The organism is Dubosiella muris, from assembly GCF_004793885.1.
Taxonomy (GTDB): domain Bacteria; phylum Bacillota_I; class Bacilli_A; order Erysipelotrichales; family Erysipelotrichaceae; genus Dubosiella; species Dubosiella muris.
Genome location: NZ_SRYG01000002.1, coordinates 108,764 through 133,200, shown reverse-complemented (window position 1 = coordinate 133,200; position 24,437 = coordinate 108,764). Strand labels below are relative to the sequence as shown.

The window sequence follows — 24,437 nt, the reverse complement described above, 5'->3', positions numbered from 1 at the left end:
AAAGACACTTTAGGAGGCAACAATGGACATAAATACTATCGTGTTGGTCTTGACCTTGCTGAGTGGGGTGGCGCTGTTTTTGTATGGAATGAGCGTGATGGGCGACGGGCTGAAACAAATGGCCGGAAACAAGCTCGAACTCATTTTATACAAACTCACGAACACGCCTCTCAAAGGTCTCTTGCTGGGAGCGGCCGTCACCGCCGTGATCCAGTCGTCTTCCGCTACGACCGTCATGGTCGTCGGTTTCGTCAATTCCGGAATGATGAAAGTCGCGCAGGCGATTGGCATCATTATGGGAGCGAACATCGGTACAAGTATTACCGGATGGATCCTCTGCTTGTCGTACATCGACGGACAGCAGGGAATCGCCCAGCTTTTGTCGACCGCGACCATCTCGGCAATCGTCGCGATTCTTGGAATCATCTTCCGCACCTTTCTTAAAAAAGACGTGTATCGGCAGCTGGGAAATATCATGCTTGGCTTCGCGATCTTGATGATCGGCATGCAGACGATGTCTGGCGCGGTGGCGCCGCTGAAAGATTCGCCGGCTTTCGTTTCCATGCTGACTTCGTTTACCAATCCGGTTCTTGGCATTGTGTTTGGCATCGCGCTGACCGCGGTGCTTCAATCCGCATCCGCGGCCGTCGGCGTGCTTCAGGCTTTGTCGGTAACCGGCGCGATCGTCTTCCAGTCCGCCTATCCAATGATCATGGGAATCGGCATCGGCGCCGCCTGCCCGGTTTTGCTGTCGGCGATGGGAACGAACAAGTACGGAAAACGAACGGCGCTCGTTTATTTGATCAACGATGTTTTCGCGATGATTTTAGGAACCACGCTGTTTTACAGCGTGAATGCGTTCGTCCACTTTGATTTTTACTCAATGACCATGTCGCCGTTCTCGGTCGCCCTGCTCAACACGGTGTACCGCGCCGCCGCGATGATCATTTTGCTCCCGTTTGTCAAAGGCATTGAGAAAATCGTGACGCTGCTTGTACCCGGAAAGGACGAGGATGACGACGAAGACGACGATTTCGAGCTTCTCGAAGAGCGATTCCTGTCGTATCCGGCCATCGCCATCAACCAGTGCCACCGCTCGATTGTCATGATGGCGAAAAGCTGTTTGAAAAATTTGAGCCGCGCGTTTACGCTGTATGGCGATTTCTCCGACAAGCTGTATAAAAAAGTGCAAAACAGGGAAAAGAAAGTTGACAAGTACGAAGACAAAATCGGCGCTTACCTGATCCAGCTGACTGGAAAGGAAATGACGGAGATCCAATCCAAAGAAGTGTCCGAATATTTGCACTGCATTGGCGATTTCGAGCGTACCGGCGACCACGCCTACCATATCGCCCACATCGGCAAGGACATGTCTGAAAAAGGAATCCGGTTCTCGTCGGTGGCGGAACACGAGCTTTCGATTTTGGAAAGCGCGACCAAGGACATTATGGACTTGACGATCGACGCGTTCGAAAATCAGGACATGGACACAGCTAAACATGTCGAACCGTTAAAAGATCTCATCAGCATTTTATGCGACGAGCTCAAGATGCGCCACGTCCAGCGTCTGCGCGATGGCATTTGCTCGCTCGATCAGGGCATTTACTACAGCGAGCTGCTCAACAATCTGGAACGCATCGCGGATCATTGCTCGAATGTCGCGGTGTGTCTGCTCGAAATGGCGACATCCGACTACGATTCTCACGCGTATTTAAGCCAGTACCGCCGCGAAAAGACCGGCGAGTACGCGACATATTTCAAAGAGTACGACGAGAAATACGGAATTTGATGCTTTATAAACAACTCGATTGTCCAATCGGGTTTTTCTCGTTTCAACGAATAGAAAGGAAACCAGTCCATGTTTATTAGTACGATACAGTCCATGGCGTCTTTGCCCGCCTTTCAGGCAAGCCCCATCGACACAGTCGTGGTGGCGTTTGAAGGCTTTTCGCTGCGCAGCGAAGCCAAACAACCGATCGACTCGCTCGCCGACTGGAAAGCGGCCTGCGAGCAACACGGCTTGAAAATGGCCGTCAACGCGCTCAAGCTGTTTATGGAAGAGGAAGTCGACGGGTTAGAACATTTTTTGCAGGCGCTCAAAGACGTCGATGTGGACGCGATTTATTACGCCGACGAGGGCGTGTTTGAAATCGCGCAGCGGCTCGGTCTGCAGGAGAAACTCGTTTATCAACCCGAAACGCTCGTGACCAATACGCCAGACGTTCGCTTTTACCTCGATTTGGGCGTAAAAAGCGTGTCGCTCGCCCACGAGCTCTCGCTCGAGGAAATCGTGGGCATCGTTCAAAACTGTCCGCAAGCGGAAATTTTGATTCACGGCTACTTTTCCATTTTGTATTCGCGCCGTCCGCTTGTGACCAATTATTTGCGTCATATCGGCAAAGAAAAAAAGAGCGATCGCTATGATCTTGTCGAGCAAACCCGCGACGAAGCGATGCCTGTTTTGGAAGATGAAAGCGGAACCCACGTATTCTCGGCCGAGCCAATTCAGTCGCTGGATTACATTCAAGCGCTTTACGACGCGGGAGTCCGGCGGTTTCGGCTCGACTCCTTGTTTTTGAATGACGAGGAAATCATCGAGGCCGCCAAAGCGTACGCGGCGGTTTTGGCGGGCGGACAGCCGGCGCGCCCTTTGGCGGGAAGCGATCGCTGGTATGGGCAGACGACAGTCAAGAAGAAGGTGGATTAAATGGAAAAAATCGAATTGCTGGCGCCAGCCGGAAATCTTGAAAAGGCGAAAATCGCGATTTTATATGGAGCCGACGCGGTGTACATTGGCGGAAAGCAGTTTTCCCTGCGCTCCCGCGCTTCCAATTTCACACTGGACGACATCGCCGAACTCGTGCGCTTCGCCAACGCTCACCAAGCCAAAGTCCACGTGACGGTGAATTTGCTGCCGCACGATGAAGATCTTGATGGTTTGAGCGACTACTTGCAAGCGCTCGACAAAGCGGGTGTCCACGCGATCATCGTGGCGTCGCCCGCGATCATGAAACGGGCGAAAGCGCTTGGATGCCATTACGAGATCCACGTTTCCACGCAGCATTCGTCCACCAATTCGGCGGCGGTTCGCTTTTGGAAAGGACAGGGTGTGGATCGGGTCGTTTTAGGCCGGGAATGCACGCTCGACGAAGTGGAAGCGATTTGCGAGAAAAACATTTTGCCGATCGAAGTGTTCATCCACGGCGGGATGTGCATCTCGTATTCGGGACGTTGCGTTTTAAGCAACCATATGACTTTGCGCGACGCCAACCGGGGCGGCTGCGCGCAAAGCTGCCGCTGGAAGTACCATTTGATGGAGCGAGGCGCGGAAATCTCGGATCCATCCGATTTGTTTTCCATGTCTTCCAAAGACTTGCAGGCGGTTCGATACGTCGAAAAGCTCATCCAATGCGGTGTCAGTTCGCTGAAAATCGAGGGGCGCATGAAATCGGCGTACTATTTGGCGACGGTCGTTTCCAGCTATCGGCGGCTCATTGACATGATTTACGAGAAAGGCCACTTGGAAGCGGAAGACATTGAAGCCATCGAGCGCGAGATCCGCAAGGCGGAAAACCGGCCGACCGGGCCAGGCTTTTATCGGGGGATCCCGGACGAGAATGTGCAGTTGTACGTGGATCACGATGAAATCGTCACGCAGGAATACGTGGCTTCGGTGCTCGACTTCGATCCATTCACCAAAACGGCTGTCTTGCAGGTGAAAAACCACTTCCGCCCGTATTCGACGCTGGAGATTTTCGGGCCGAATATTTCGAGCACCGCAATCGAAGTTGGCAAAATCACCGATGAAGATGGTTTTGAACTCGAAGTTTGCAATAAACCGATGCAAATCGTGTATACTAAATGGGACGGACCGATCGAGAAAGACGCGATGATCCGTAAAATCAAATAAAGAGGAGAGGATAACATGAAATTAAGTGAAAGTTTCTTCTATACATTGCGGGAAAACTCCAAAGACGAGGATTCGGTTTCCGGCAATTTGCTCGTACGCGCGGGCATGATCAAGAAAAGCTCGAACGGGATGTACATGATCATGCCGATGGGCAAGCGCGTGCTGTCCCGGATCGAAAACATCGTCCGGGAGGAAATGGACGCCAAGGGCGCGCAGGAGCTGCTGATGCCGGCGCTCATTCCGGAAGACGTGTACGTGCAATCCGGACGGCGCAGCGCGTTTGGGTCCAACATGTTTACGCTGCTGGACCGCTACAATAAAAAGTACGTGCTCGGCCCGACGCACGAGGAGTTGTTCGCCATCGCGGCCAGCATGGACGGCAAGTCGTATAAGGATTTTCCGTACAACTTGTACCAGATCCAGACGAAGTTCCGCGACGAGACAAGACCGCGCTACGGTTTGATCCGCGTGCGCGAGTTCATTATGAAGGACGCCTACACGTTCGATATCGACGAGGCCGGTCTGGACGCGCAATACGACAAGATGTACGACGCCTACTGCCGCATTTTCGACCGCTTCGATTTGACGTATAAAATCGTGCGGGCTGACACCGGAGCGATGGGCGGCTTGTTGTCGGAAGAGTACCAGGCGATTACGAATATCGGCGAGGACATCGTTGTCGGTTGCGAAGGGTGCGATTTCTCGAGCAATTTGGAAATCACGGAAGTCATGGACACGAAAGAGGCTTCAACCGAGGAAAAGAAGGAAATGGAGCTTGTCGAGACGCCGAACGCGAAAACGATCGAGGAAGTGGCCGCGTTCTTTGGCAAGCAGCCGGAAGACTTTGTGAAGACGCTGTTGTATAACGTCGACGGAAACATCGTCGCGTTCTGCATTCCGGGCGATCGTGAGCTCAACGAGACGAAGGCGCTCAAGGCGCTGGGCGCGGCGGAAATGGAGCTGGCGGACTTCGCGGATGTCGAAAAGGCGACAGGCGCCAAAGTCGGCTTCGCCGGACCGGTTGGTTTGAATGTGCCAGTGTATATGGATCGGCAAATCGAAAAGATGCGCAACTTCATCGTGGGCGCCAACAAGACGGACCACCACTACGTCAACGTGAACGTGGACGACTTCACGCCAAAGGCCGTGCTTGACCTTTGCCAGGTGAAGGAAGGGGACATTTGTCCGAAGTGCGGCGCGAAGCTGACGTTCGACCACGGTATCGAGGTCGGCAACTTGTTCAAGCTGGGAACAAAGTACGCCAAGTCGATGAATTTGCTGTATACGGACGCGAACAACGAGCAGCAGCCGGTTTGGATGGGCAGCTACGGCATCGGGCTGGAGCGCTGTATGGCGGCGATCGTCGAACAGCACCACGACGACCAGGGCATCATTTGGCCGCTGGAGGTCGCGCCATTCAAAGCGTGCATCGTGCCGGTGCAGGTAAAGGACGAGACGCAGCTTGGATGCGCGAACGACTTGTACGCGTACTGCCTTGAAAACAAATACGATGTTTTGCTGGACGACCGCAAGGAACGTGCGGGTGTGAAGTTCAAGGATATGGAGCTCATTGGCGTGCCATACCGGATCACGGTGGGCCGCGGTGCCAAGGACGGCCTGGTGGAATGGGTCGAACGGGCCAAGGAAGGCAAAGAGGAAATTTCAATCGAGGAAGCGAAGTCGCGTCTGGATGCGATTTATCGGCAATAATTTGAAAAAGGTGAAACAGTTTCACCTTTTTGTTTGTCTTTCAGAAAATTTCTTTTCTTTTCATTTACTTTTCAAAAAGTTTCATGTATAGTTGATTATATTATGGGAGGAGTAGTATAGAATGCAAAATAAAATTCATATTGGAAGTCGACAAGTAATTTTGAATTACAATAAGGCCTATCCGAAAAATCGCGAGACCCTTCTCGGGTCGGAATCGTTTAAACGGTTTATCGGGTACTTTATTCATTCGGTTCAAGAAAAAAGTCCAAAACTATATGATTATGTCACTCGTCATGGAAAGTTTACGGAGGATGAGGCGACGGAAAACTTTGTGACATTCTTGCGAATATTAGCGATTTTTAAAATCGAGGAAATCGACAGCGACTATTTGACGGAGCGCGAACTGCTTTTGGAGCTTTTGGAAGAGATTTACAAAGAGTGGCGTTCGCTGCAGCGGTTTGGTTACATGTATTCGGAGAAAACGCCGGATTTTGGAATCAACAACTTGGTGCAGAAAGACAGCTCGCTGAACGATTTGATCTTGCGTACCTACCGGTTGTTCGAGGAAAAGGTCCAGGGCCGGCCAAACCTCGTGTATCGCCAGGTGCAGGCGGGAACCAACGCTTGTTTCTCGGTGCATAAGGCGAAGGAATTTACAAAACCGGATCAATATAAGAAATTGGAGGACATTCCGATCATTGACACCGTCATGCTGCGGACGCCAATGATTTTGCATCCAAAATCGAGCAAGCGAACGGGCATGTTTACCGAGATTGACCAAAATCCACTCAATACGTTCCGGTTCGAGAAAGACGACTGGTTCTGCTTCCCAATGAAAGTTGGCAAGCTGCTTTGCTTTGTGTACTTCAACTCGAAATACACGGCGACGGCGCTTTCCCTGGCCAACTTGTTCGAGCTGGCGACGCGCGAAGAGGCCAAGGAGAAACCGGACTTGATCGTGCTGTACGGCAACGAGGACAACAAAAACGAGACAACGTTCTACCACGACACGGAAAACGATATTTGGGTCGGTTCGATCTCGGATCATCCGCGGGTGGAATATTTCGGCTATATGAAGAAAATGGCGCTGACGCTGCACAATCTGGCGATGATGAGCCAGGGATGGCTGCCAATCCACGGCGCGTTTGTCAATATCACGTTAAAAGACGGGCGAACCAAAGGCATCATGCTGATGGGGGACTCGGGCGCCGGAAAATCGGAGTCGATCGAAGCGCTCAAAGTCGTTGGTAAAGACATCATTAAAGACATCGACGTCGTATTCGACGATATGGGAACGATCCACATCGAAAACGGCGTGCCGTATGGACAAGGAACGGAGATCGGCGCGTTCATTCGTCTGGACGATCTCGATCCGGGAACGCCATACCGGGATATGGACCGTTCGGTGTTCATGGCGCCGGAAAATCCAAACTCGCGCATGATCGTGCCGGCGGCCCCATACCGCATGGTCGTATCGAACCACAAGATCGACTTGTTCGCCTACGCCAACAACTACACCGACGAATATGGTTTGAAAGAGCTGGAAGTGGAAGAAGTCAAGGAAACGTGCAAGCAAGGGAAGCGAATGGCGCTGGGAACGACGCAGGAAGTCGGCATTTCGACAACGTATTTCGCCAATCCGTTCGGTCCGATGCAGCAGCAGGACGTGTGCGAGCCGCTCATCGACGAAGTGTTCCAGTCTTTGAAAGACAACGGCGTGTTTGTCGGCGAGATTTACACGCATCTTGGCTTTGACAAGATGAACCGTCATGGACTGCACGAAGCGGCTACAGAACTGCTTGAGTTCATTCGCAAAGATTAATTGATTGAAAAGGCATGCCGATTTGGTATGCCTTTGTCTATGTTTTTATTGTTCGTGTGTTATAATGAGTAGTAATTTAGGAAAGGAGGGCAATGGATGCCTCAATATCATGATTATAACTATTCGAATTTCACGGGAGTGAGCGAGCAGCGCCGCGGGCTTCTGAAAACATATACGTGGATGTTTTTCGGGCTGCTGATCACGGCCGCCACCTCGTATTTGATGTACGCGACCAACTTGTATTTCGCCATTATCCGCGGGCCGATGCCGCTGATTTTGATGCTTGTGCAATTCGGAATCGCGTTTGGATTTACCGGAGCGATGCGCAGCGCGTCAAGCTTGACGATGAAAGTGCTGTTTGTCGTTTTCGCCATCACGATGGGAATCTCGCTGACATCCCTGGGAATCGTTTACCAGCTGGGAACGATTTTCGTCGCGTTTTTAGTGAGCGCGGTTTACTTTGCGTGCCTGATGGTCATCGGGTTTACAACGAAAAAAGATCTCTCGAGCTTTGGAACGATTTGTCTTGGCGGCTTGTGCGCGCTCATTATCACGCAGGTGATTTTGATGCTGTTTGGATTCAACATGAACACCCGGCTGATCAGTATCGTGGGCTTGCTGCTGTTTACCGGCATCACGGCCTGGGATGTGCAGCGGACAAATCAGCTGATGGCTAACACGTCGGGCATGACGCAGGAGAAATTCGCGATCTTTATGGCGCTGGAGCTGTATTTGGACTTCATTAATATTTTCCTGTACGTGCTCCGTCTGCTGGGCATGAGCAGCAACCGCGACTAAACCAAACGGGAAAAGGGCGAAAGCCCTTTTTTTGTGGGAAAGATCAAGGGAAAAATAAAAAGACGTCGAGGAGTCGACGCAAAAAAAAATTCCTTCGAACGAGGAATTAAATCGCAAAAGTATGGTGGGGACGGTGGGACTTGAACCCACACGGGATAAACTCCCAACGGATTTTAAGTCCGTTGCGTCTGCCGATTTCGCCACGACCCCAAAAAAAATGGAGGTTCCGATCGGATTTGAACCGATGATCACAGAGTTGCAGTCTATTGCCTTACCACTTGGCTACGGAACCAATTGCTTAGTTATTATGCCATGACACCGATTGAAAATCAACTCTTTTTTGAAAAAAATGCTTCTCTTTTCGATGAAAAAGAAACGACTGGTATTTGTGGCTGTCAACTGAAGAAAAGATTGTTATAATGGAAGCGATTATCAGGAGAACATTATGATTGAATTTTTTAAAAGATTGAATCGAAACAAAGTCTTTCGATTGATCTTGTCCTTGGCGATGGTGTGCGTGAGCGCCTTTCTTCAAGTGTACATCATCAATGTGTTTATGGACCCATGCAATCTCATTTCCGGCGGCTTCACGGGAATCGCGCTGTTTATGCACAAGGCGTTCGCTTTGTTCCACGTCGATTTCACGACGTCGGCCGGGATTTTGCTGCTCAACATTCCAGCCGCGCTTTTATGCGCCAAAGCCATTTCGAAACGGTTTGTCCTTTTGAGCACGATCCAGTTTTCGCTCGTGTCGCTGCTGCTGACATTTTGCCAGTTCGAACCGCTCTTCACCGACCAGGTGCTCAACATCTTGTTTGGCGGTGTGCTCTGGGGCTTTTCCATTTCTCTGGCGCTCAAAGCGGGAGGTTCGACAGGCGGAACGGATTTTATCGCGCAATACGTTTCGAACAAGATCCATAAAGGCATTTGGGACTATGTATTTTATTTCAACTGCTTTATGTATGTGTGCTACGGATTCGTATTCGGGTGGAAGGAAGCCGGCTATTCGATCATCTTCCAGTTTTTGTCCACGAAGACGATTTCCAGTTTGTATCAGCGCTACGAGCAAATCACGATCGAGTTCACGACCGCCAAACCCCAGCTTGTGATCGACTCGTTTATGAGCTGCTGCCGGCATGGCATGAGCATTATCGAAGCCCACGGCGCGTACTCCAACAAAAAGTTTTACATCTGCAAAACGGTTGTCAGCTCGTACCAGGCCAGGGAAGTCATCGACCAGGTGCGCAAGGCGGATCCCAAAGTCATCGTCAACACGTACAAAACGGCGAACTTTTACGGCAACTTTTACCAGCAGCCCATTGAATAGCGCAAAAAAAGACGATATCGAGCGATACCGTCAAGCGAACAAGTGAAACGCGACGCCGCACACGACGGCGACGATCCACAACAGGAAGGCGATCTTGGCGATCGTCTTTTTGTTTTCGCCATATTGAAACAAAACGAGAAAGCCCAGACCGGCGTTCGTAATCAATCCAGCCAGCAACGAGCCAAACGACAGCTGGCCAAGCGCGAACAGCTGACAAAGGATAACGGTCGCCGCACAATTCGGAATGAAACCAAAGAAGGCGGCCAGCACCGGCTGGAAAAGAGAACCCGTCAGCAGGAATTTAGACAAGGTCGCCTCGCCGATCCATCCGATAAGCAAATTGAACGCGATTGTCGTCAAAAAGACAAAGGCGAAAATCTTGATCGTCCGGATCAAGGCGCTTAGCGCCATCGGGTACTCCGGATAGCAGCAAGGGCAGGCGCTCGCGTTGTTTTCATCCTCCTCGAACACTTCCACGTCCTCCTCTTCCGGAAGATCTTCGAAACGCAAAATCTTCTGGTGCCGGAACAAAACGTGGTCGACGAAAAATCCAACCGCCACCGCGAGGATGAATTTGCATAGGAGCAAAAAAATCAAAGTCGAAAACAAGGCGGGCTCGGCGAGAAGAATCGGCACCGCCTCGTCGCTTGTCGCGATAAACACCGCCAGCAGCGTGCCGATCGTGATGTTTCCTTGCACAAAGAGCATCGCGCCCAAAATGCTGAACCCGCATTGCGGGATGAGCCCGATCAGCGCGCCAACGAGCGGCCCGTACTTTTGCAGCGCGAAAAACAGCTTATCGTCTTTCGAGTCCTTTCGTTCAAAGTATTCAATCACCAAATACGCGATGTACAACAGCGGCAGCATGAGCCACGTGTCGTGCCCCGCATCCAGGATGCAGTCGATGAAAAAATCCAAAAAATCCCTCCAATTCTAGTTTCATTGTATTCATTCCGCGAAATATTGCACGCTAGATACAAAAAAAGCGCCACGCGCTTTTCGTTTACCGGATAATGCCGGACTCGTCGTTGATTTCAATGTTTTTTCGCTCCAGATTGATTTGCGCCAAATCTTTTAAGCTGGCGTAAATAAGCGCGAACACCGGAACGCCAAGGAACATTCCCAAAATGCTACCCAGCGCGCCGCCCACCGTCACGCTAAACAAAATCCAGAAACCCGAGATCCCGAGCTTGTCGCCAAGGATAACCGGTTTGAGCACATTGCCGTCGATTTGCTGTAAAACCAAAATGAAGATCGCAAAGATCAGCGAAAACCACGGATTGATGAGCAGCAAAATGATAATGACCGGAATGGCGCCTAGAAACGGACCGAAAATCGGGATGACGTTGGTGACGCCCACGATAAATCCAATCATCGGCGCGTAGGGGATCTTGAAAATCAGCATCCCGAAATAGCAAATCACGCCCACGATCAGGGAATCCAGCAAGTTGCCGACGATGTATTGTTCAAACACTTCCTTGGCGTCGTGCGAGAACAAAGTCAAATAGTTGGCGATCTCTTTGGAAAAAATCGAATAGTTCAGCTTTTTGATTCCGCGAATCAAAGATTCCTTGTCCAGCAAAATGTAAAACGCCGCCGCGATCGCGATGATGAAGTTGGCGATCTCCTTGACAAACCCCACCGAATAATCCGCGATTTTTGGCAAGTACGAGCGCAACGCCTCGGTAATCGAAGGCAGCAGATCCAGATCCGCGAACCACTTCGAAATCATATCCGAGGAAATGTTGAACGTTTTGGCGATGTAGTCCATGTACTCATACAGCGTGTTGGAGTATTCCTGGACATTGGTCGTGAACGTCTTGATCGAGTCGATCAACGAAGGAACGACCATGCCGACAATCAAAATGAGCAATCCAATCGCGATGATGAAAATCACAAGCTCGGAAAGAATCCGCTTGGATGGCCCGTTCAGCTTTGTGCGCCCCAGCACTTTTTCCTCAAAGGTCATGACGGGCTGATTTAAAATGAACGCGATCGCGAAACCAAGCAGGAACGGAAACAATATACTGGTGATCCGGCCAGCAATACCCATCACTTCATCGAACCGGTTGATTAATGTATAGGCAAGAATGGCGAGGATCAAAGATGAGGAATAGACGATGATTCGCTTCCGCATCTCTTTTGAAATTTCAATATGCATCGAGCACCTCCTCTGCATTGTGTTTATTCTATCATCTTGTTTTCGATTGGAAAACCCAATTTAAACGGACATTTTCGGAAAACGGCGTATAATGGAACCATGAACAAATTTTATCAAGGAACCATTTCCTGCAAGGCGATTTTAGAGGCAGGAAAGCGGAAAGCGGGACCCTTGTACGTGGATCCCAACAAGCGAACAAAAGACTTCTCGTACATTATTCATTTAGCGAAAAAAGCCGGCGTGGCCGTGCTTCAGACGCCCCGGGAAAAACTCGACGAGCTAACCGGATCCAAAACCCATGGCGGCATGGCGCTGGAAGCCGAGGATCTCGTGATTCCAAGCATTGAAACGATTGGGAAAAAAAGCGGCGCGGTTTTTTACATCGAAGGGCTGGAGGACCCTTACAACCTGGGCAGCGTGTGCCGCACGATTTACGCGGCGGGCGCCAATTTGCTCATTTTGCCGCCCCGGGACTGGTCCAACGCGTATGACACGATCTTAAAAGCGAGCGCGGGCGCGTTCGAAAAACTGGACATCGCGTACGCCAGCGAGGAACAATGCGTCGACTATTTGCGAAAGCACCATATTCCGCTTCTTTGCGCGCATCGCAAAGACGCCGTCCCGCTGGCGACATATGACTTTCCTTCGACTTGCTGCATCGCGATTGGCGGCGCCATGCGCGGTCTTTCGAAAAAGATTCTCAAACACGCCGATGAAAACATCTATATTCAATATGGCCGCGACTACCGCAACGCCCTCGATACCGCCAGCTCGGCCGCGGTTTTCGCCTTCACCAAACGGAACAAGGAGATCGAACATGAACATCAATCAAGATAAACTCGTCAAAATCGCGCTCAACGCGAAAGTCGACCATCCGCGGGTATCCGGTTTTTATGTCGGCTACGACGGCAAGGGCCGAATGCCGATCGGGACCGGCGGCGTGGTGTATTCGCACGCCATCGGGGATTCGTGTATGAACATCGCGGGCGACCATATCGAGCCTGGCGTTTCCATGGCCAACGCCGGCCCCAAGGAAAACCACGCTTTGGAAACGTTCTCGTGCGTCGGCAACGAAGTAAAGATTTTAAACGGCGAGCAAAAAGGGAAGACAGGCTACGTCAGCGGAACGCATGGCGGCGTCGACCACACGATGGCTTGTTTTCCGCCGGACGTCATTGAAAACATGGATGGGACGGAAACGTTTTTAATCAAGGCGTATGGGCAGGGGCTCAAACTGCTTGACCATCCCGACGTGCATATGATGAACCTTGATCCCGACTTGCTGGCCGCCATGCCGGTGCGTGAAGAAAACGGCGCCTTGTCGTGGCCGGTCGTCACGATCGTGCCGGCGCATTTGATGGGGAGCGGACTTGGCAGCCAGACGATGATGGAAGGCGACTACGACATCATGACCCAGGACGAGGCGGCCAACAAGCAGTACGGCATCGACAAGCTGCGCTTTGGCGACTTTGTCGCGATCCAGGACCACGATTGCACCTATGGGCCGCACTACTTGCGCGGCGCGATGTCGATTGGCGTCATCGTCCATTCCGACTCGTTTACCAGCGGACATGGTCCGGGCGTTTGCGTCGTGGCCACCACGAAAAAAGAAGGCCAGATCGTTCCGCGCGTCGAGGCGGACGCCAATTTGAAAACGTACATGGAAGGAATCGAACGTCTATGAATCTTGAAACGCAAAGACTGATTTTGCGCCCGTGGCGAACGGAAGACGCCCCTTCCTTGTACCGGTACGCCAGCGATGCGCGCGTTGGCCCTTGCGCGGGCTGGCCACCGCACACAAGCGTGGAAAACAGCCGGCAAATCATTGAAACGATTCTTTCGGCGCCCGGCACGTACGCTATCGTCTTAAAGGAAACGAACGAGCCGGTTGGCAGCGCGGGCTTGATGATTGGCGAGGCTTCCCGTTTGACGCGCTCCAGCCAGGAAGCGGAAATCGGATACTGGATCGGAGTTCCGTACTGGGGGCAGGGACTGGTGCCCGAGGCGGTCGCGGCGCTGATCCGGTACGCGAAAGAAGACCTTCATTTGTCCACGTTGTGGTGCGGATATTTCGACGGCAACGAAAAATCGAGACGGGTGCAGGAAAAGTGCGGCTTCGTTTACGATCATTCCCGAACCGGCATGACGTGTCAAATTGAGGGAATGCGGCTGACGGAACACATTTCAAAAATGTCGCTGGAAAATTCCGGCGCGGTCATTTCAGAAAACTAGGCGGCTTGGACCGCCTTTTTGTTTTCGCGCCATTTGTTTGCACACCTCGGCGATCTCGGTATACAATAATCGTATGCCATTCTACAACGTGTGGATCGAGCATGTCGCGCTCGATCTCAATCAAACTTTCACTTACCGTCACGACGCGGCGCTTGAACGGGGAATGCGCGTCAAAGTGCCGTTCAACCATCGCGAACTTGTGGCGATTGTCATGGAAGCGTGCGAGCAGCCCGACGATCCTTCCCGCATCAAAGACGTGATCGAAGTGCTGGACGAACAGCCGCTACTCAACGAGGAGCTCTTTGGCTTGGCGGCCTACATGGCCGATACGTACGTTTCGAGCATGATGAGCTGTTTCAAAGCGATGCTGCCACCCGCTTTGCGCCCCGCCACCCGCCGCGCCAGTGTGGTGTACGAGGACTGGTTTGTCGCCGGCGATTCCACGCAGCCTTTGACAAAAAAAGGACAGGAAACGTGGGAGCGGCTCAAAGATGCGCTGCCAATGAAGGCTAGCGCGTTTCGAAAACTGGCCAAGTCGCATGCCCGCTCGTTTTTGGAGCGCGGGTATTTGCGCGTCGAGAAGCGGCGCAAGGAAAGCGCGCTGGATTTGCCGGAAAAGGAAGACCAGACGTTCGCCTTGACGGACGAGCAGCGCGATGCCATCGCCCAAATCAGCGCGTCCAGCCACGACGTGTTTTTGCTGCATGGCGTCACGGGTTCGGGAAAGACGGAAGTGTTTTTGCGGCTGGCCGAGCAAGCGCTTTCCGAAAACAGGCAAGTGCTCTTTCTCGTGCCGGAAATCGGCTTGACGCCGATGATGATCGCCCGCGTCCGTTCGCGGTTTCGTCAAAACATCGCCATTTACCATTCGCAAATGAGCGCCAGCGAGAAATACGACCAGTACGAGAAAGTGCGAACCGGCGAAGTGCAAATCGTCGTCGGCACCCGTTCCGCGTGTTTTATGCCGTTTTCCAATCTTGGATTGATTTTAATGGACGAGGAGCACGACACGTCCTACAAGCAGGACATGATGCCCAAATACCACACCCGCGACCTCGTGCTGTGGCGTGGCGCGTATCATCACTGCAAAGTCGTTCTCGCCAGCGCGACGCCTTCGCTTGAATCGTACGCCAGAGCGTATCGGGGCGTGTTCGAGCTGGTCGAGCTCAAACAGCGAATCGCCAGAACGATGCCGGCGATTCGAATGATCGACTTGCGGCAGGAACCGGTCGTTCAGGGGTTTTCGCAAAGCCTGCTGGACGCGATCGCCAGACGGCTCGAAAAAAAGGAGCAGGTGATTTTGCTGCTGAACCGGCGCGGCTATTTGCCCGTCGTCAAATGCCAGGCCTGCAACGAAGTCATCACGTGTCCGGATTGCGGGATCGCGTTGTCGTACCATCGCTCCAACGACTCGCTCATGTGCCATTGCTGCGGAACGGTGTACGCTTTCGACCACACGTGCCCGCATTGCGGATCAAAGCATTTTTTCAATCACGGCATGGGAACCGAAAAGCTCGAGCAGCGCATCCAGTCGCTTTTTCCGCAAGCTCGCATCGTTCGCATGGACGCGGACAGCACGCGGAAAAAAAACGCCCACGCCCGGCTGCTCGAACAATTTGAAAACGAAGGCGATATTTTGATTGGCACGCAAATGGTCGCCAAAGGGCTGGATTTTCCGAATGTGACGCTTGTCGGGATTTTGCAAGCCGACGCCGGACTCGTTCGCTCGGATTACCGGGCAAGCGAAATCGCGTATGAGATGCTGGAACAGGCGTCCGGACGCGCCGGGCGCGCCGAAAAGGAAGGCGAGGTGCTGATCCAGACGTTCGATCAGGACCATTACGTCATGAAAAGCGTGCAAAACCACGACTACAAGTCGTTTTTCGTCCGTGAAATGCAGTATCGGCATTTGGGCAGCTATCCGCCTTATGTGTATATGGCCACGATCGTTTTCTCGCATGACGATTTAGAAAAAGCGGAGCGCGTCGCCAGGCAGGCGAAAGAAAGACTGGACGGCGTGCGGGTGCTTGGGCCGATTGAAATCTCGATGCGCATGAAGAAAAAGCGCGTGCGGCTGCTGGTAAAAGACAAAAGTCAGCCGCATTTGGAAACGGTGATGTGGGATCTGGTCCATCATTTCGACCGGTCCAATGTGAAAATGGAAATCAATATGCATCCATTGATGCTGGAGGAATAAACCATGGTAAGAAACTGGATTTTGGAGGCGTTGTGCGCGGTCGTCGCGGATGGCGCCTACAGCAACTTGTATTTAAAAAAACACTTGCGCGAAGTCGACGAGAAAGACCGGGCGCTGGCGACGACGATTTTTTACGGCACGCTGCGCAACTACACGTATTGCCAGCGGATGTGGAGCCAGTACTCTAACGGGAACAAAGTCCACAAAAAGATCCGCGTTTTGCTGACGATGTCCGTATACCAGCTCCTCTTTTTGGAAAAGGTGCCGGCGTATGCCGTCATCAGCGAAGCCGTTTCCCTTGCGAAAATGATTCGTCCGCAAGCGGCGGGTTTTGTGAACGCCATCTTGCGCAAGGTGGACCGGGAGCGGAAAATCGAGTTCCGGGACGATGTCGACGAGATCGCGACAACGTATTCGATCGCGCCCTGGCTTGTTAAAATGTGGATCGCCCAGTACGGGGCGGATCGGGCGCTCGCTTTCGCGAAGGCGAGCCTGGATACCCAGTCTTTGTCGGTGCGCCGCAACGTTATGAAAGACAAGCCGGAGGTTGACCGGCTTCAGGAGTTGCGCGATCCGATTTACCAGTATACCGGCAACACGCTGGAAGCCGATCCTTTGTATCGCGAAGGTGTCGTGTCGCCGCAGGATCTGGGGGCGTATGAAATCGTCCGCGTTCTCGATCCAAAACCCGAAGAGATGATTTTGGATGTGTGTGCCGCGCCGGGAACAAAAACGATGGCGATCGCCGAGACGATGCGTGACCGGGGACACGTCGTGGCGCTTGACTTGCATCCGCACCGGGTGGCGCTCATCCAAAACGACATTCGCCGACTCCATTTAAAAAACGTGGAGGCGCGCTGTCAGGACGCGACGGATTTAAGCGGTTTGGGGCTATATGACCGGGTGTTGTGCGACGTGCCCTGCACCGGCTATGGAACGCTGTCGAGAAAGCCGGACATCAAGCTGCATTTGGATCCAGCCACGATGGACACGCTCATTCCTGTGCAGGCGGCGATTTTGGAGCAGGCGGCCGCTCATGTGAAACCGGGCGGGGTGCTCGTGTATTCGACTTGTACGCTCAATCAAAAGGAAAACGAGAAGCAGGTGGCGAAGTTTTTAAAATCCCATCCCGCGTTTAGCCTGGATATGGAAAAAACGATCGAGCCATCGAAAACGACCAATGGATTTTACGTCGCGAAGCTGAAAAAATCAGCGGACGACGTGCTATAATAACACTTTGGAACACGAAAGGAAGAAAAAATATGAAAAGTATTTACGACCTGAATTACGAGGAAATGGGGGAATTCGCGCAGTCTTGCGGATGGAAATCCTTTCGAGGACACCAGATTTTTCAATGGCTGTACCGGCAGCGGGCGACATCGTTTGACGAGATGAGCAACTTGTCAAAAGACACAAGGGAGCTACTGGCCAAAGAGTTTATCATCGACCCGCTGACTTTGGTGCGCAAGCAGGTGGCGGCGGATGGAACGACGAAATTTTTGTTTCAGACGCAGGACGGCGCGCTGCTCGAAAGCGTCCTCATGCATTTTGACTATGGCAAAAGCATTTGCGTTTCCAGCCAAGTCGGATGCAATATGGGGTGCGCGTTTTGCGCCAGCGGGCTGACCAAAAAGAAACGGAACTTGACAAGCGGCGAAATGGTCGCGCAGTTCATGAACGTCCAGCGGGAACTGGACAAGACAGGGGACCGGCTTTCGCACATCGTCGTGATGGGAACCGGCGAGCCATTTGACAATTATGACAACGTGATGAATTTTTTGGCGACGCTCAACCACGACCGCGGCATCGGGATCGGCGCCAGACACATCACGATTTCGACGTGCGGCGTCGTGCCGAAGATTCGCGCGTTTGCCGACGCCCACACGCAATACAATTTAGCGATTTCGCTACACGCGCCCAACAACGCGTTGCGGGATCAGCTCATGCCAATCAACCACGCGTATCCGCTCGAGGAGCTGATGGACGCGTTGCGCGAGTATGGCGCCAAAAACAACCGGCGGCTCACTTTCGAGTACATTTTGCTCAAAGGCGTCAACGATTCGAAAACGCATGCGCGCCAGCTGGCCAAGCTGCTGAAAGGGTTCAACGCCTATGTCAACCTGATTCCGTACAATAGCGTGGACGAGAAGACGTTTCAAAGCGTGACGCGCGAGGAGGCGATGGTCTTTTACGACGCGTTGATGAAAGAAGGCGTCCGGTGCACGATTCGCAAGGAGCATGGCAACGACATTGACGCCGCGTGCGGCCAGCTGCGAATCAAGGAAATCAAGGCCCGTCAGGAAAAAGCCGAGTCGGATTTGGACGCGTGAGCCAAAACAGAAAGGGGAAGGACATGAACAAGGGGTCAAGGAAACGAACAAAACAAGTGGAAACGGGAAGGAGGAAGCGATGAAAGTTTGCGGGAATACAGATATTGGAAAGACAAGAAGCACCAACGAGGATGACTACTGCATCGCCCGCAACGACAACGGGGACTGGCTGGCGCTTGTGTGCGATGGCATTGGCGGCAGCGCGGCGGGCGAGGTCGCGAGCAATATCGCCACGACGTGTCTGTACAATGAATTTATGAAGTCGCCGGTTTTGAAAAAAGACTATCAAGTCGAGCGCTGGATCCGGGAAATGCTGAACAAAGCCAACGACCAGATTTTCGCGCGCTCGATGCGCAACAAAACCCAGCGGGGGATGGGAACGACGTGCGTGGGCGCCCTCATTACCCGCTTCGCGACTTATATATTTAATGTGGGCGATTCCCGGTTGTACGCCGACTACGCGGATGGCTTCATCCAAATGAGCGAGGATCATTCGGTCATCGCCCAGCTTATGCGGGAAGGCAAGCTGTCCCAGGAGGAGGCCAAGTCGCACGCGCAGCGAAACACTTTGACTTCGGCGCTGGGTGTGTGGCGCGTCTACCGGATGGACTTGCACAAAATCGACTCCGACTACCGGCACTTGCTGTTGTGCAGCGACGGACTGCACGGCTATGTGAGCGAAAGCGCGATTTGCGACATTGTCAACGACTTGCGGCTGTCGCTGTCTGAAAAGGTCAATCTTCTCATCAGCAAGGCGAACCAGGCCGGCGGCATGGACAACTGCACGATCGTGCTGCTGGAAAAAGAGGCAGGTGACCGGCCATGATCGACATCGTAGCGAAACGATACAAAATCAAGGCGGTCATCGGCCAGGGAGGCATGGCGGATGTGTATTTGGCGTTCGACCAGATCCTGAACCGGGAAGTCGCCATCAAAGTGCTGCGGGACAAGCTGGCCGAGGATCCGGTCACGCTGGTGCGGTTCCAGCGGGAAGCGAGCGCGGCTTCCAAGCTTTCCCATCCAAACGTCGTCGACATTTACGATGTCGGGGAGTCGGAAGGCTGCCATTATATCGTCATGGAATACGTGCGTGGCCGAACGCTAAAACAACTCATTTCCCAACGCGGGGCGCTGGACTACCACGAGGCGATTGGCATCATGCATCAGCTGACGAGCGCGATCGTCACGGCCCACGCCCACCACATCATTCATCGCGACATCAAACCGCAAAACGTGCTGGTCAAAGACGACGGCACCGTCAAGATCACGGATTTTGGGATCGCGATCGCCAACGACGCGGTACAGCTGACTTACTACAACACCGTCATGGGCTCGGCGCATTATTTGGCGCCGGAAACCGCGCAAGGCAAGGAGCCAAACGGGCAAATCGACATTTACTCGCTGGGCATCGTCTTTTACGAGCTGCTGACTGGCGACGTGCCGTTTCGAGGGAGTACGCCGACGGAAATCGCAATCAAGCATTTGCGCGAGCCGATGCCGTATCCGCGGCTGTTCAACCCTTCCATCCCGCAGTCGGTGGAGAATATCGTCCTCAAGGCGACGGCCAAAGACGTGGAGGAGCGGTACGAGCGCGCCGACGAGATGCTGTACGATTTAGAGCATTGTTTGGAAACGGCGTATCGCAATATGCCGCGGCTCGTGCTCAAACATCCGACGATGGACATTATCGAAGTCGAGGACGGGCATGTGAAAGTGCAAAAAAAAGCCGCCCGCAAACCGGAGGTTCGCAAAAAGAAGCGGCATGAATGGATCACGGTGGGCATGTGGACGGCCGGGCTGGCGATCGTGTGCGTTTTGGCGGTCGCCATCGGCACGGTGACAGGCGCCATCCGGTTTAGCGGCTTTTTAGGCTATGAAACGATGCCGGAAATCGTCGGCATGACCGAGCAGGAAGCGCGCGACGCTTTGACGCAGGCGCATTTCTCGCTGGAAAACGTACGTTTTGAAAACGCGTTGAGCGACACGGTCGAACAAGGCCGCGTCATTCGCGCCAGCGAGAAAGAAGGATCCGTCATTTTGAGCGACTCGCCGATCGACGTGGTCGTGTCCAAAGGGCTTGGCTTTCTTGTGCAGGACTACACCGGTCTTGAGCTGGCGAGCGTCCAGCAGGAACTGGCGGCGCAAAACGTGCATCTCGATGTGCAAATCGAGTATCAGGGAGAACCCAACACCAATCCCGGCGTCATTTTGAAGCAGTCGCTGCTCGAACCGGGAGACCGCATCGACCCGGACGCCAATGTGCCGATTCATTTTGTCGTTTCCCAATATCCGACAATCACGATTCCGTCCACGCTCATTGGCATGGACGTGGAAGAGGCGAAAGACTATTTGAACTCGCAAGGCATCGCGGTTCTGACGCGCAAGGTGAGTGGCTCAACGCTCAACAAGGTGACCTCCACCTCGCCGCCGGCTGGCAGCGAATACACACAGGAAGGAACGGACAGTGTCGTCACACTGTATTATTGACCATGAAACAAGGAACCATCACAAAAATCATTTCCAATCACTACACGATTGAAAACGAGCAGGAAATCGTCGTCGCGATTCCGCGCGGAAAAATGCGGCGGCAAACCGCGCCGGTCGTCGGCGACTGCGTCGAGTACGAGCAAGTGCAGGATTCGTATCGCATTGTCAAAGTGCGTCCGCGAAAAAACAGATTGTTGCGTCCGGTCATCGCCAACGTCGACCAGGCGCTGATCGTCACGAGCTGCAAGGATCCGGATTTCTCGATCCACTTGCTGAACCGGCTTCTTATTCTCGTGTCGCTTTCCGACGTGGAACCCGTCATTTGCCTGACGAAATGGGATCTCGCCTCGCCAGCGGAACGCGACCAGATCGAGGCGCAGCTCGACGCGCTGCAAGCGTGCGGATACGACGTGCTGAAAACGTATCCCGGCAGCGACGACACCCGGTTGCGCGAAGCGCTGGCCGGCAAGGAAAGCGTGCTGTGCGGCCAGTCGGGGGCGGGCAAGAGCTCGCTGCTCAACCGGCTCGATCCAGGTTTCCAGCTTCAGACGCAGGAAATTTCCAAGGCGCTTGGCCGCGGCAAACATACGACGCGGTTTTGCCAGCTGCATGCGGTGGCCAACGGCTGGGTGGCGGATACGCCAGGTTTTTCCAGTCTGGATTTTACGCTGCTGGATAAAACGAATCTGGATCGCAAGATCAAGGCGTTCGCTCCGTATGTGGGCGCGTGCCGATTTTCGGACTGCCGCCATCTCAATGAGCCGGACTGCGCTCTAAAACAGGCGGTCGAGGAAGGAAAGGTGCCTTTGGCATTGTATGAAGACTATAAGGCGATCGTGGAAGCGACGCCGCGAAAGGAGACTTATAAATGAAACAGCATCATTTGATTATCGCGCCTTCGATTTTATCGCTGGACTATTCGGATGTCGACCACCAGCTAGATTTGTTGAAACGCTCGCGCGCCGAATGGCTTCATTTTGATGTGATGGATGGACATTTTGTTCCGAATCTGACGTTTGGTCCGGATATTTTGCGTGGATTCAAAAAGGCGTGCCCTCTGTTTATGGACGTTCATCTTATGGTGGAGGACCCGGTTTTTTTCGCGCAAGTCTTTATGGAAAACGGCGCCGACTTGATTACGTTTCATACCGAGGCGCTTGACAACGATCCGGCACGGATCCGGGCGCTGTTGCGCGAGATCCACAGCCATGGCGTCCAAGCGGGCATCACGGTGAAACCCGGAACGCCGATCGAACCGTTTGCCGGCATTCTGCCGGATTTGGATTTGGTTCTGATCATGAGTGTCGAACCGGGATTTGGCGGCCAGTCGTTTATGGAAGACCAGCTGGAAAAAGTGAAATGGCTGCACCGGCAGCGAATGGAAAAAGACTTGCCGTTCCGGATCGAAATCGACGGAGGCATCAACGACAAAACGTACAAGAAGGCGGTCGCCGCGGGCTGCGACGTCTTGGTAGCCGGCAGTTACGTGTTTAAAAACGACGTCATTTCCTCGATTGCCGGCATGCTGGAATGAAGACGGCTATCTTAGCGACGCCAAGGGCGACGGATATTCCGGTCGTGACGGGCGCGACGTACATTGGTGTCGACGCCGGGGCGCTGCGGCTTCAGGAAGCGGGCATTGCGCCGGCTTTCGCGGTCGGGGACTTTGACTCGATGAGTCCGGACGCGTTGGAACAAATGAAAAAAACGGTTCCGATTGAGCGCCATCCGGTCATGAAAGACGAGTCGGACGCGGAGCTGGCGGTCGCGATCGCCAAGGAGAAAGGGTTCGATCGCATCGTTTTGGCGGGCGCCTTTGGCGGACGTGTCGACCACACGATCGCGAATTTGCGGCTGCTCGCGTACCGGGCGCGTAATCTGGTGCTGTACGATCAAGGGCAGGTGGCGTTTTGTTTGGAGGCGGGCGTCCACCGGCTGCCGGCTCGCTTTCGAAACGTTTCATTTTTCGCTTTGGAGCCAAGCGTGATCACTTTGGAAGGGTTTTTGTATCCGCTGGATTCGCGCGCGATCGACGTGGCGGACATTTACACGTTGTCTAACTCGATTGTGGCAAAGGAAGGGATCGTGACGATTGCTTCCGGGGCTGTGCTGTGCGTGATGACGGACCGCTAAGGAGAATCGGGAATGAAAGATTTGCTTGTTCGCGTCGCCATTGGCGGGATGCTGATGGTGTGCGGTCTTATTTGCGTGGCGATGCCGGCGCAAGTATACTCGTTCATATTGGATTTGACGGTCGTGTATTGCTTGTTGAACTGCGTGTATTTGGCGTATATGTACTCAAAGGAAAAGAAAAAGGCGGATTTGCTGTTTTCCGTCCTGTCTTTTTTCTTTGTGATCGTGCTGAAAGAGTATACCCATTTTCCGGAATGGATCATCCGGGTGACGTTTGGCGCGTATTGTCTTGTGTGCGCTTTGGCGATGCTGGTCCAGTACGTGCTTCATGTCATCAACCACATTCCGGGGAAAATAGGCTTTTTGTTTTTGACGCTTTTGTACGCGTTGCTTGGCGGGTTTTTGCTGTTCAATCCAGAGTTTGAAACCGGTTTGCTGATGCGGTTTTTCGGCTTGTATTTTGTGGTGCTTGGCATCCAGTATTTACATGACGCCTGGGAAAGCGTGCAGCCGGAAGTCCGGTATCGCTGGAAACGGCATATTCGCATTATGCTGCCGCCAGTTTTGTGTGTGTTCTTTCCGGATTGGGCGATTCGCTCGGTGAACAAGTATTTGTCGGAAGGAAAGACGCCGGAACTGTATGACCGGAAAATGGACGAGTCGACGCCGTTAAAAGTCATGGTGCACGTTGGACCGGAGGGGTTCCAGAAAGTCGGCCACATTTGTTTCGCGTACAAGGATGTCGTCTATAGCTATGGAAACTACGACGTGACGTCGTTTCGGTTCAACCAGACGATTGGCGACGGGGCGTTTTTTAACGTGCCGCTTGAGAAGTACATTCCCAACGCGATGCGCGCGGAAAAAAACTCCATCTTTGAATACGGGATCCATCTGGAGGAAGAGCAGATCGAGGAAGTGGAGCGGCAGCTTGACTTGCTGGAGCGCCGGGCGTATCGCTGGTACACGAAAATCGAGCAGGAAGACGGCTACGACAATTTCGCGGCGTACCGGCACGACTATCCTTCCCGGCTTCATTACCGGACGGGAGCGAAGTTTTACAAGCTGAAAAAAGGGAAGTTCAAAACGTATTGGGTTTTGGGTGACAACTGCGCCGCTTTTATCGACATTATTCTCGGGCAGCTTGGCAGCGACGTGTTGAGCGTGCGGGGCATCATCACGCCGGGAACGTATTATGATTTTTTGGAAACGGAATACGGAAAGCGGGGAAGTCCAATCGTCTATCGGACGATTCATCCATGGAACGATCAGCTCGCGCACGATTATCGGGAAAAAAGCCGGAAATTCTTCGCTTGAGATTTCCGGCTTTTTG

The 24,437-nt window shown here is 53.0% G+C and carries 21 protein-coding genes and 2 tRNA genes; 19 read left to right on the top strand and 4 right to left on the bottom strand.

Annotated features, from left to right (window positions below; translation table 11 throughout):
- The first annotated feature begins 22 nt into the window (after nucleotides 1-22).
- The 6 genes from E5336_RS01515 to E5336_RS01490 all read left to right on the top strand — a co-directional run bounded on the left by E5336_RS01515 (nucleotide 23) and on the right by E5336_RS01490 (nucleotide 8,240).
- Nucleotides 23-1,789 (top strand): Na/Pi cotransporter family protein, encoded by a 1,767-nt coding sequence (locus tag E5336_RS01515; RefSeq protein ID WP_135979326.1) that lies wholly within the window; start codon nucleotides 23-25, stop codon nucleotides 1,787-1,789.
- A gap of 69 nt (nucleotides 1,790-1,858) precedes the next feature.
- On the top strand, nucleotides 1,859-2,707 hold the full coding sequence (locus tag E5336_RS01510) for a peptidase U32 family protein (RefSeq protein ID WP_135979325.1): 849 nt from the start codon (nucleotides 1,859-1,861) through the stop codon (nucleotides 2,705-2,707).
- Nucleotides 2,708-3,910: a peptidase U32 family protein gene (locus E5336_RS01505; RefSeq protein ID WP_135979324.1), complete on the top strand. Its 1,203-nt coding sequence runs from the start codon at nucleotides 2,708-2,710 to the stop codon at nucleotides 3,908-3,910.
- A 15-nt stretch (nucleotides 3,911-3,925) separates the two neighbouring features.
- Nucleotides 3,926-5,620: a proline--tRNA ligase gene (locus tag E5336_RS01500; RefSeq protein WP_135979323.1), complete on the top strand. Its 1,695-nt coding sequence runs from the start codon at nucleotides 3,926-3,928 to the stop codon at nucleotides 5,618-5,620.
- A gap of 331 nt (nucleotides 5,621-5,951) precedes the next feature.
- Nucleotides 5,952-7,442, top strand: a complete 1,491-nt coding sequence (locus E5336_RS01495; RefSeq protein ID WP_289113704.1) for a phosphoenolpyruvate carboxykinase (ATP) — start codon at nucleotides 5,952-5,954, stop codon at nucleotides 7,440-7,442.
- A 96-nt stretch (nucleotides 7,443-7,538) separates the two neighbouring features.
- Complete coding sequence (locus E5336_RS01490) at nucleotides 7,539-8,240, top strand: Bax inhibitor-1/YccA family protein (protein WP_135979321.1); 702 nt, start codon at nucleotides 7,539-7,541, stop codon at nucleotides 8,238-8,240.
- Between the two features lie 122 nt (nucleotides 8,241-8,362).
- Here E5336_RS01490 and E5336_RS01485 read toward each other — a convergent pair.
- Together E5336_RS01485 and E5336_RS01480 are read right to left on the bottom strand one after the other, a co-directional pair.
- Nucleotides 8,363-8,450: transfer RNA gene (locus E5336_RS01485), tRNA-Leu, on the bottom strand.
- Between the two features lie 8 nt (nucleotides 8,451-8,458).
- Nucleotides 8,459-8,532: transfer RNA gene (locus E5336_RS01480), tRNA-Cys, on the bottom strand.
- Between the two features lie 153 nt (nucleotides 8,533-8,685).
- On the opposite strand from E5336_RS01480, the gene E5336_RS01475 reads away from it, so the two are divergent.
- A complete protein-coding gene (locus E5336_RS01475; protein ID WP_135979320.1) occupies nucleotides 8,686-9,567 on the top strand; it encodes a YitT family protein in 882 nt (293 codons plus the stop codon).
- Between the two features lie 30 nt (nucleotides 9,568-9,597).
- On the opposite strand, the gene E5336_RS01470 is transcribed toward E5336_RS01475, so the two are convergent.
- On the bottom strand, nucleotides 9,598-10,485 hold the full coding sequence (locus E5336_RS01470) for a putative manganese transporter (protein ID WP_277820730.1): 888 nt from the start codon (nucleotides 10,483-10,485) through the stop codon (nucleotides 9,598-9,600).
- 85 nt (nucleotides 10,486-10,570) lie between these two features.
- Nucleotides 10,571-11,728 carry an AI-2E family transporter gene (locus E5336_RS01465; protein WP_168353504.1) on the bottom strand — a complete coding sequence of 386 codons (1,158 nt, stop codon included), beginning with the start codon at nucleotides 11,726-11,728 and terminating at the stop codon, nucleotides 10,571-10,573.
- Between the two features lie 99 nt (nucleotides 11,729-11,827).
- Here E5336_RS01465 and E5336_RS01460 point away from each other — a divergent pair, with 99 nt between their 5' ends.
- The 12 genes from E5336_RS01460 (at nucleotide 11,828) to E5336_RS01405 (ending at nucleotide 24,421) form a co-directional block, all read left to right on the top strand.
- Nucleotides 11,828-12,565 carry an RNA methyltransferase gene (locus E5336_RS01460; RefSeq protein ID WP_168353503.1) on the top strand — a complete coding sequence of 246 codons (738 nt, stop codon included), beginning with the start codon at nucleotides 11,828-11,830 and terminating at the stop codon, nucleotides 12,563-12,565.
- Nucleotides 12,546-13,412 carry a DUF4438 domain-containing protein gene (locus tag E5336_RS01455; protein WP_135979317.1) on the top strand — a complete coding sequence of 289 codons (867 nt, stop codon included), beginning with the start codon at nucleotides 12,546-12,548 and terminating at the stop codon, nucleotides 13,410-13,412. The genes E5336_RS01460 and E5336_RS01455 overlap by 20 nt, the downstream gene beginning before the upstream one ends.
- A complete protein-coding gene (locus E5336_RS01450; protein WP_135979316.1) occupies nucleotides 13,409-13,960 on the top strand; it encodes a GNAT family N-acetyltransferase in 552 nt (183 codons plus the stop codon). Before E5336_RS01455 ends, E5336_RS01450 begins: the two co-directional genes overlap by 4 nt.
- 73 nt (nucleotides 13,961-14,033) lie before the next feature.
- Nucleotides 14,034-16,157: a replication restart helicase PriA gene (gene priA, locus E5336_RS01445; RefSeq protein ID WP_135979315.1), complete on the top strand. Its 2,124-nt coding sequence runs from the start codon at nucleotides 14,034-14,036 to the stop codon at nucleotides 16,155-16,157.
- A 3-nt stretch (nucleotides 16,158-16,160) separates the two neighbouring features.
- Nucleotides 16,161-17,387, top strand: a complete 1,227-nt coding sequence (rsmB, locus tag E5336_RS01440) for a 16S rRNA (cytosine(967)-C(5))-methyltransferase RsmB (RefSeq protein ID WP_135979314.1) — start codon at nucleotides 16,161-16,163, stop codon at nucleotides 17,385-17,387.
- Between the two features lie 32 nt (nucleotides 17,388-17,419).
- Nucleotides 17,420-18,487, top strand: a complete 1,068-nt coding sequence (gene rlmN, locus E5336_RS01435) for a dual-specificity RNA methyltransferase RlmN (protein ID WP_135979313.1) — start codon at nucleotides 17,420-17,422, stop codon at nucleotides 18,485-18,487.
- Nucleotides 18,396-19,313 (top strand): Stp1/IreP family PP2C-type Ser/Thr phosphatase, encoded by a 918-nt coding sequence (locus tag E5336_RS01430; protein WP_277820729.1) that lies wholly within the window; start codon nucleotides 18,396-18,398, stop codon nucleotides 19,311-19,313. Before rlmN ends, E5336_RS01430 begins: the two co-directional genes overlap by 92 nt.
- Nucleotides 19,310-20,974: a Stk1 family PASTA domain-containing Ser/Thr kinase gene (pknB, locus tag E5336_RS01425; protein ID WP_135979312.1), complete on the top strand. Its 1,665-nt coding sequence runs from the start codon at nucleotides 19,310-19,312 to the stop codon at nucleotides 20,972-20,974. Before E5336_RS01430 ends, pknB begins: the two co-directional genes overlap by 4 nt.
- A gap of 2 nt (nucleotides 20,975-20,976) precedes the next feature.
- Nucleotides 20,977-21,846 (top strand): ribosome small subunit-dependent GTPase A, encoded by an 870-nt coding sequence (gene rsgA, locus E5336_RS01420; protein WP_135979311.1) that lies wholly within the window; start codon nucleotides 20,977-20,979, stop codon nucleotides 21,844-21,846.
- Complete coding sequence (gene rpe / locus E5336_RS01415) at nucleotides 21,843-22,508, top strand: ribulose-phosphate 3-epimerase (RefSeq protein WP_135979310.1); 666 nt, start codon at nucleotides 21,843-21,845, stop codon at nucleotides 22,506-22,508. The genes rsgA and rpe overlap by 4 nt, the downstream gene beginning before the upstream one ends.
- Complete coding sequence (locus E5336_RS01410; protein ID WP_135979309.1) at nucleotides 22,505-23,107, top strand: thiamine diphosphokinase; 603 nt, start codon at nucleotides 22,505-22,507, stop codon at nucleotides 23,105-23,107. Before rpe ends, E5336_RS01410 begins: the two co-directional genes overlap by 4 nt.
- A gap of 12 nt (nucleotides 23,108-23,119) precedes the next feature.
- A complete protein-coding gene (locus E5336_RS01405) occupies nucleotides 23,120-24,421 on the top strand; it encodes a DUF308 domain-containing protein (protein WP_135979308.1) in 1,302 nt (433 codons plus the stop codon).
- Nucleotides 24,422-24,437 lie beyond the last annotated feature (16 nt).

What these genes read in the sequence shown, in the direction of transcription:
- E5336_RS01515 (WP_135979326.1), top strand. Translation starts at nt 23, where the DNA reads ATGGACATAAATACTATCGTGTTGGTCTTGACCTTGCTGAGTGGGGTG.
- E5336_RS01510 (WP_135979325.1), top strand. Translation starts at nt 1,859, where the DNA reads ATGTTTATTAGTACGATACAGTCCATGGCGTCTTTGCCCGCCTTTCAG.
- E5336_RS01505 (WP_135979324.1), top strand. Translation starts at nt 2,708, where the DNA reads ATGGAAAAAATCGAATTGCTGGCGCCAGCCGGAAATCTTGAAAAGGCG.
- E5336_RS01500 (WP_135979323.1), top strand. Translation starts at nt 3,926, where the DNA reads ATGAAATTAAGTGAAAGTTTCTTCTATACATTGCGGGAAAACTCCAAA.
- E5336_RS01490 (WP_135979321.1), top strand. Translation starts at nt 7,539, where the DNA reads ATGCCTCAATATCATGATTATAACTATTCGAATTTCACGGGAGTGAGC.
- E5336_RS01475 (WP_135979320.1), top strand. Translation starts at nt 8,686, where the DNA reads ATGATTGAATTTTTTAAAAGATTGAATCGAAACAAAGTCTTTCGATTG.
- E5336_RS01465 (WP_168353504.1), bottom strand. Translation starts at nt 11,728, where the DNA reads ATGCATATTGAAATTTCAAAAGAGATGCGGAAGCGAATCATCGTCTAT.
- E5336_RS01460 (WP_168353503.1), top strand. Translation starts at nt 11,828, where the DNA reads ATGAACAAATTTTATCAAGGAACCATTTCCTGCAAGGCGATTTTAGAG.
- E5336_RS01455 (WP_135979317.1), top strand. Translation starts at nt 12,546, where the DNA reads ATGAACATCAATCAAGATAAACTCGTCAAAATCGCGCTCAACGCGAAA.
- E5336_RS01450 (WP_135979316.1), top strand. Translation starts at nt 13,409, where the DNA reads ATGAATCTTGAAACGCAAAGACTGATTTTGCGCCCGTGGCGAACGGAA.
- priA (WP_135979315.1), top strand. Translation starts at nt 14,034, where the DNA reads ATGCCATTCTACAACGTGTGGATCGAGCATGTCGCGCTCGATCTCAAT.
- rsmB (WP_135979314.1), top strand. Translation starts at nt 16,161, where the DNA reads ATGGTAAGAAACTGGATTTTGGAGGCGTTGTGCGCGGTCGTCGCGGAT.
- rlmN (WP_135979313.1), top strand. Translation starts at nt 17,420, where the DNA reads ATGAAAAGTATTTACGACCTGAATTACGAGGAAATGGGGGAATTCGCG.
- E5336_RS01430 (WP_277820729.1), top strand. Translation starts at nt 18,396, where the DNA reads ATGGCAACGACATTGACGCCGCGTGCGGCCAGCTGCGAATCAAGGAAA.
- pknB (WP_135979312.1), top strand. Translation starts at nt 19,310, where the DNA reads ATGATCGACATCGTAGCGAAACGATACAAAATCAAGGCGGTCATCGGC.
- rsgA (WP_135979311.1), top strand. Translation starts at nt 20,977, where the DNA reads ATGAAACAAGGAACCATCACAAAAATCATTTCCAATCACTACACGATT.
- rpe (WP_135979310.1), top strand. Translation starts at nt 21,843, where the DNA reads ATGAAACAGCATCATTTGATTATCGCGCCTTCGATTTTATCGCTGGAC.
- E5336_RS01410 (WP_135979309.1), top strand. Translation starts at nt 22,505, where the DNA reads ATGAAGACGGCTATCTTAGCGACGCCAAGGGCGACGGATATTCCGGTC.
- E5336_RS01405 (WP_135979308.1), top strand. Translation starts at nt 23,120, where the DNA reads ATGAAAGATTTGCTTGTTCGCGTCGCCATTGGCGGGATGCTGATGGTG.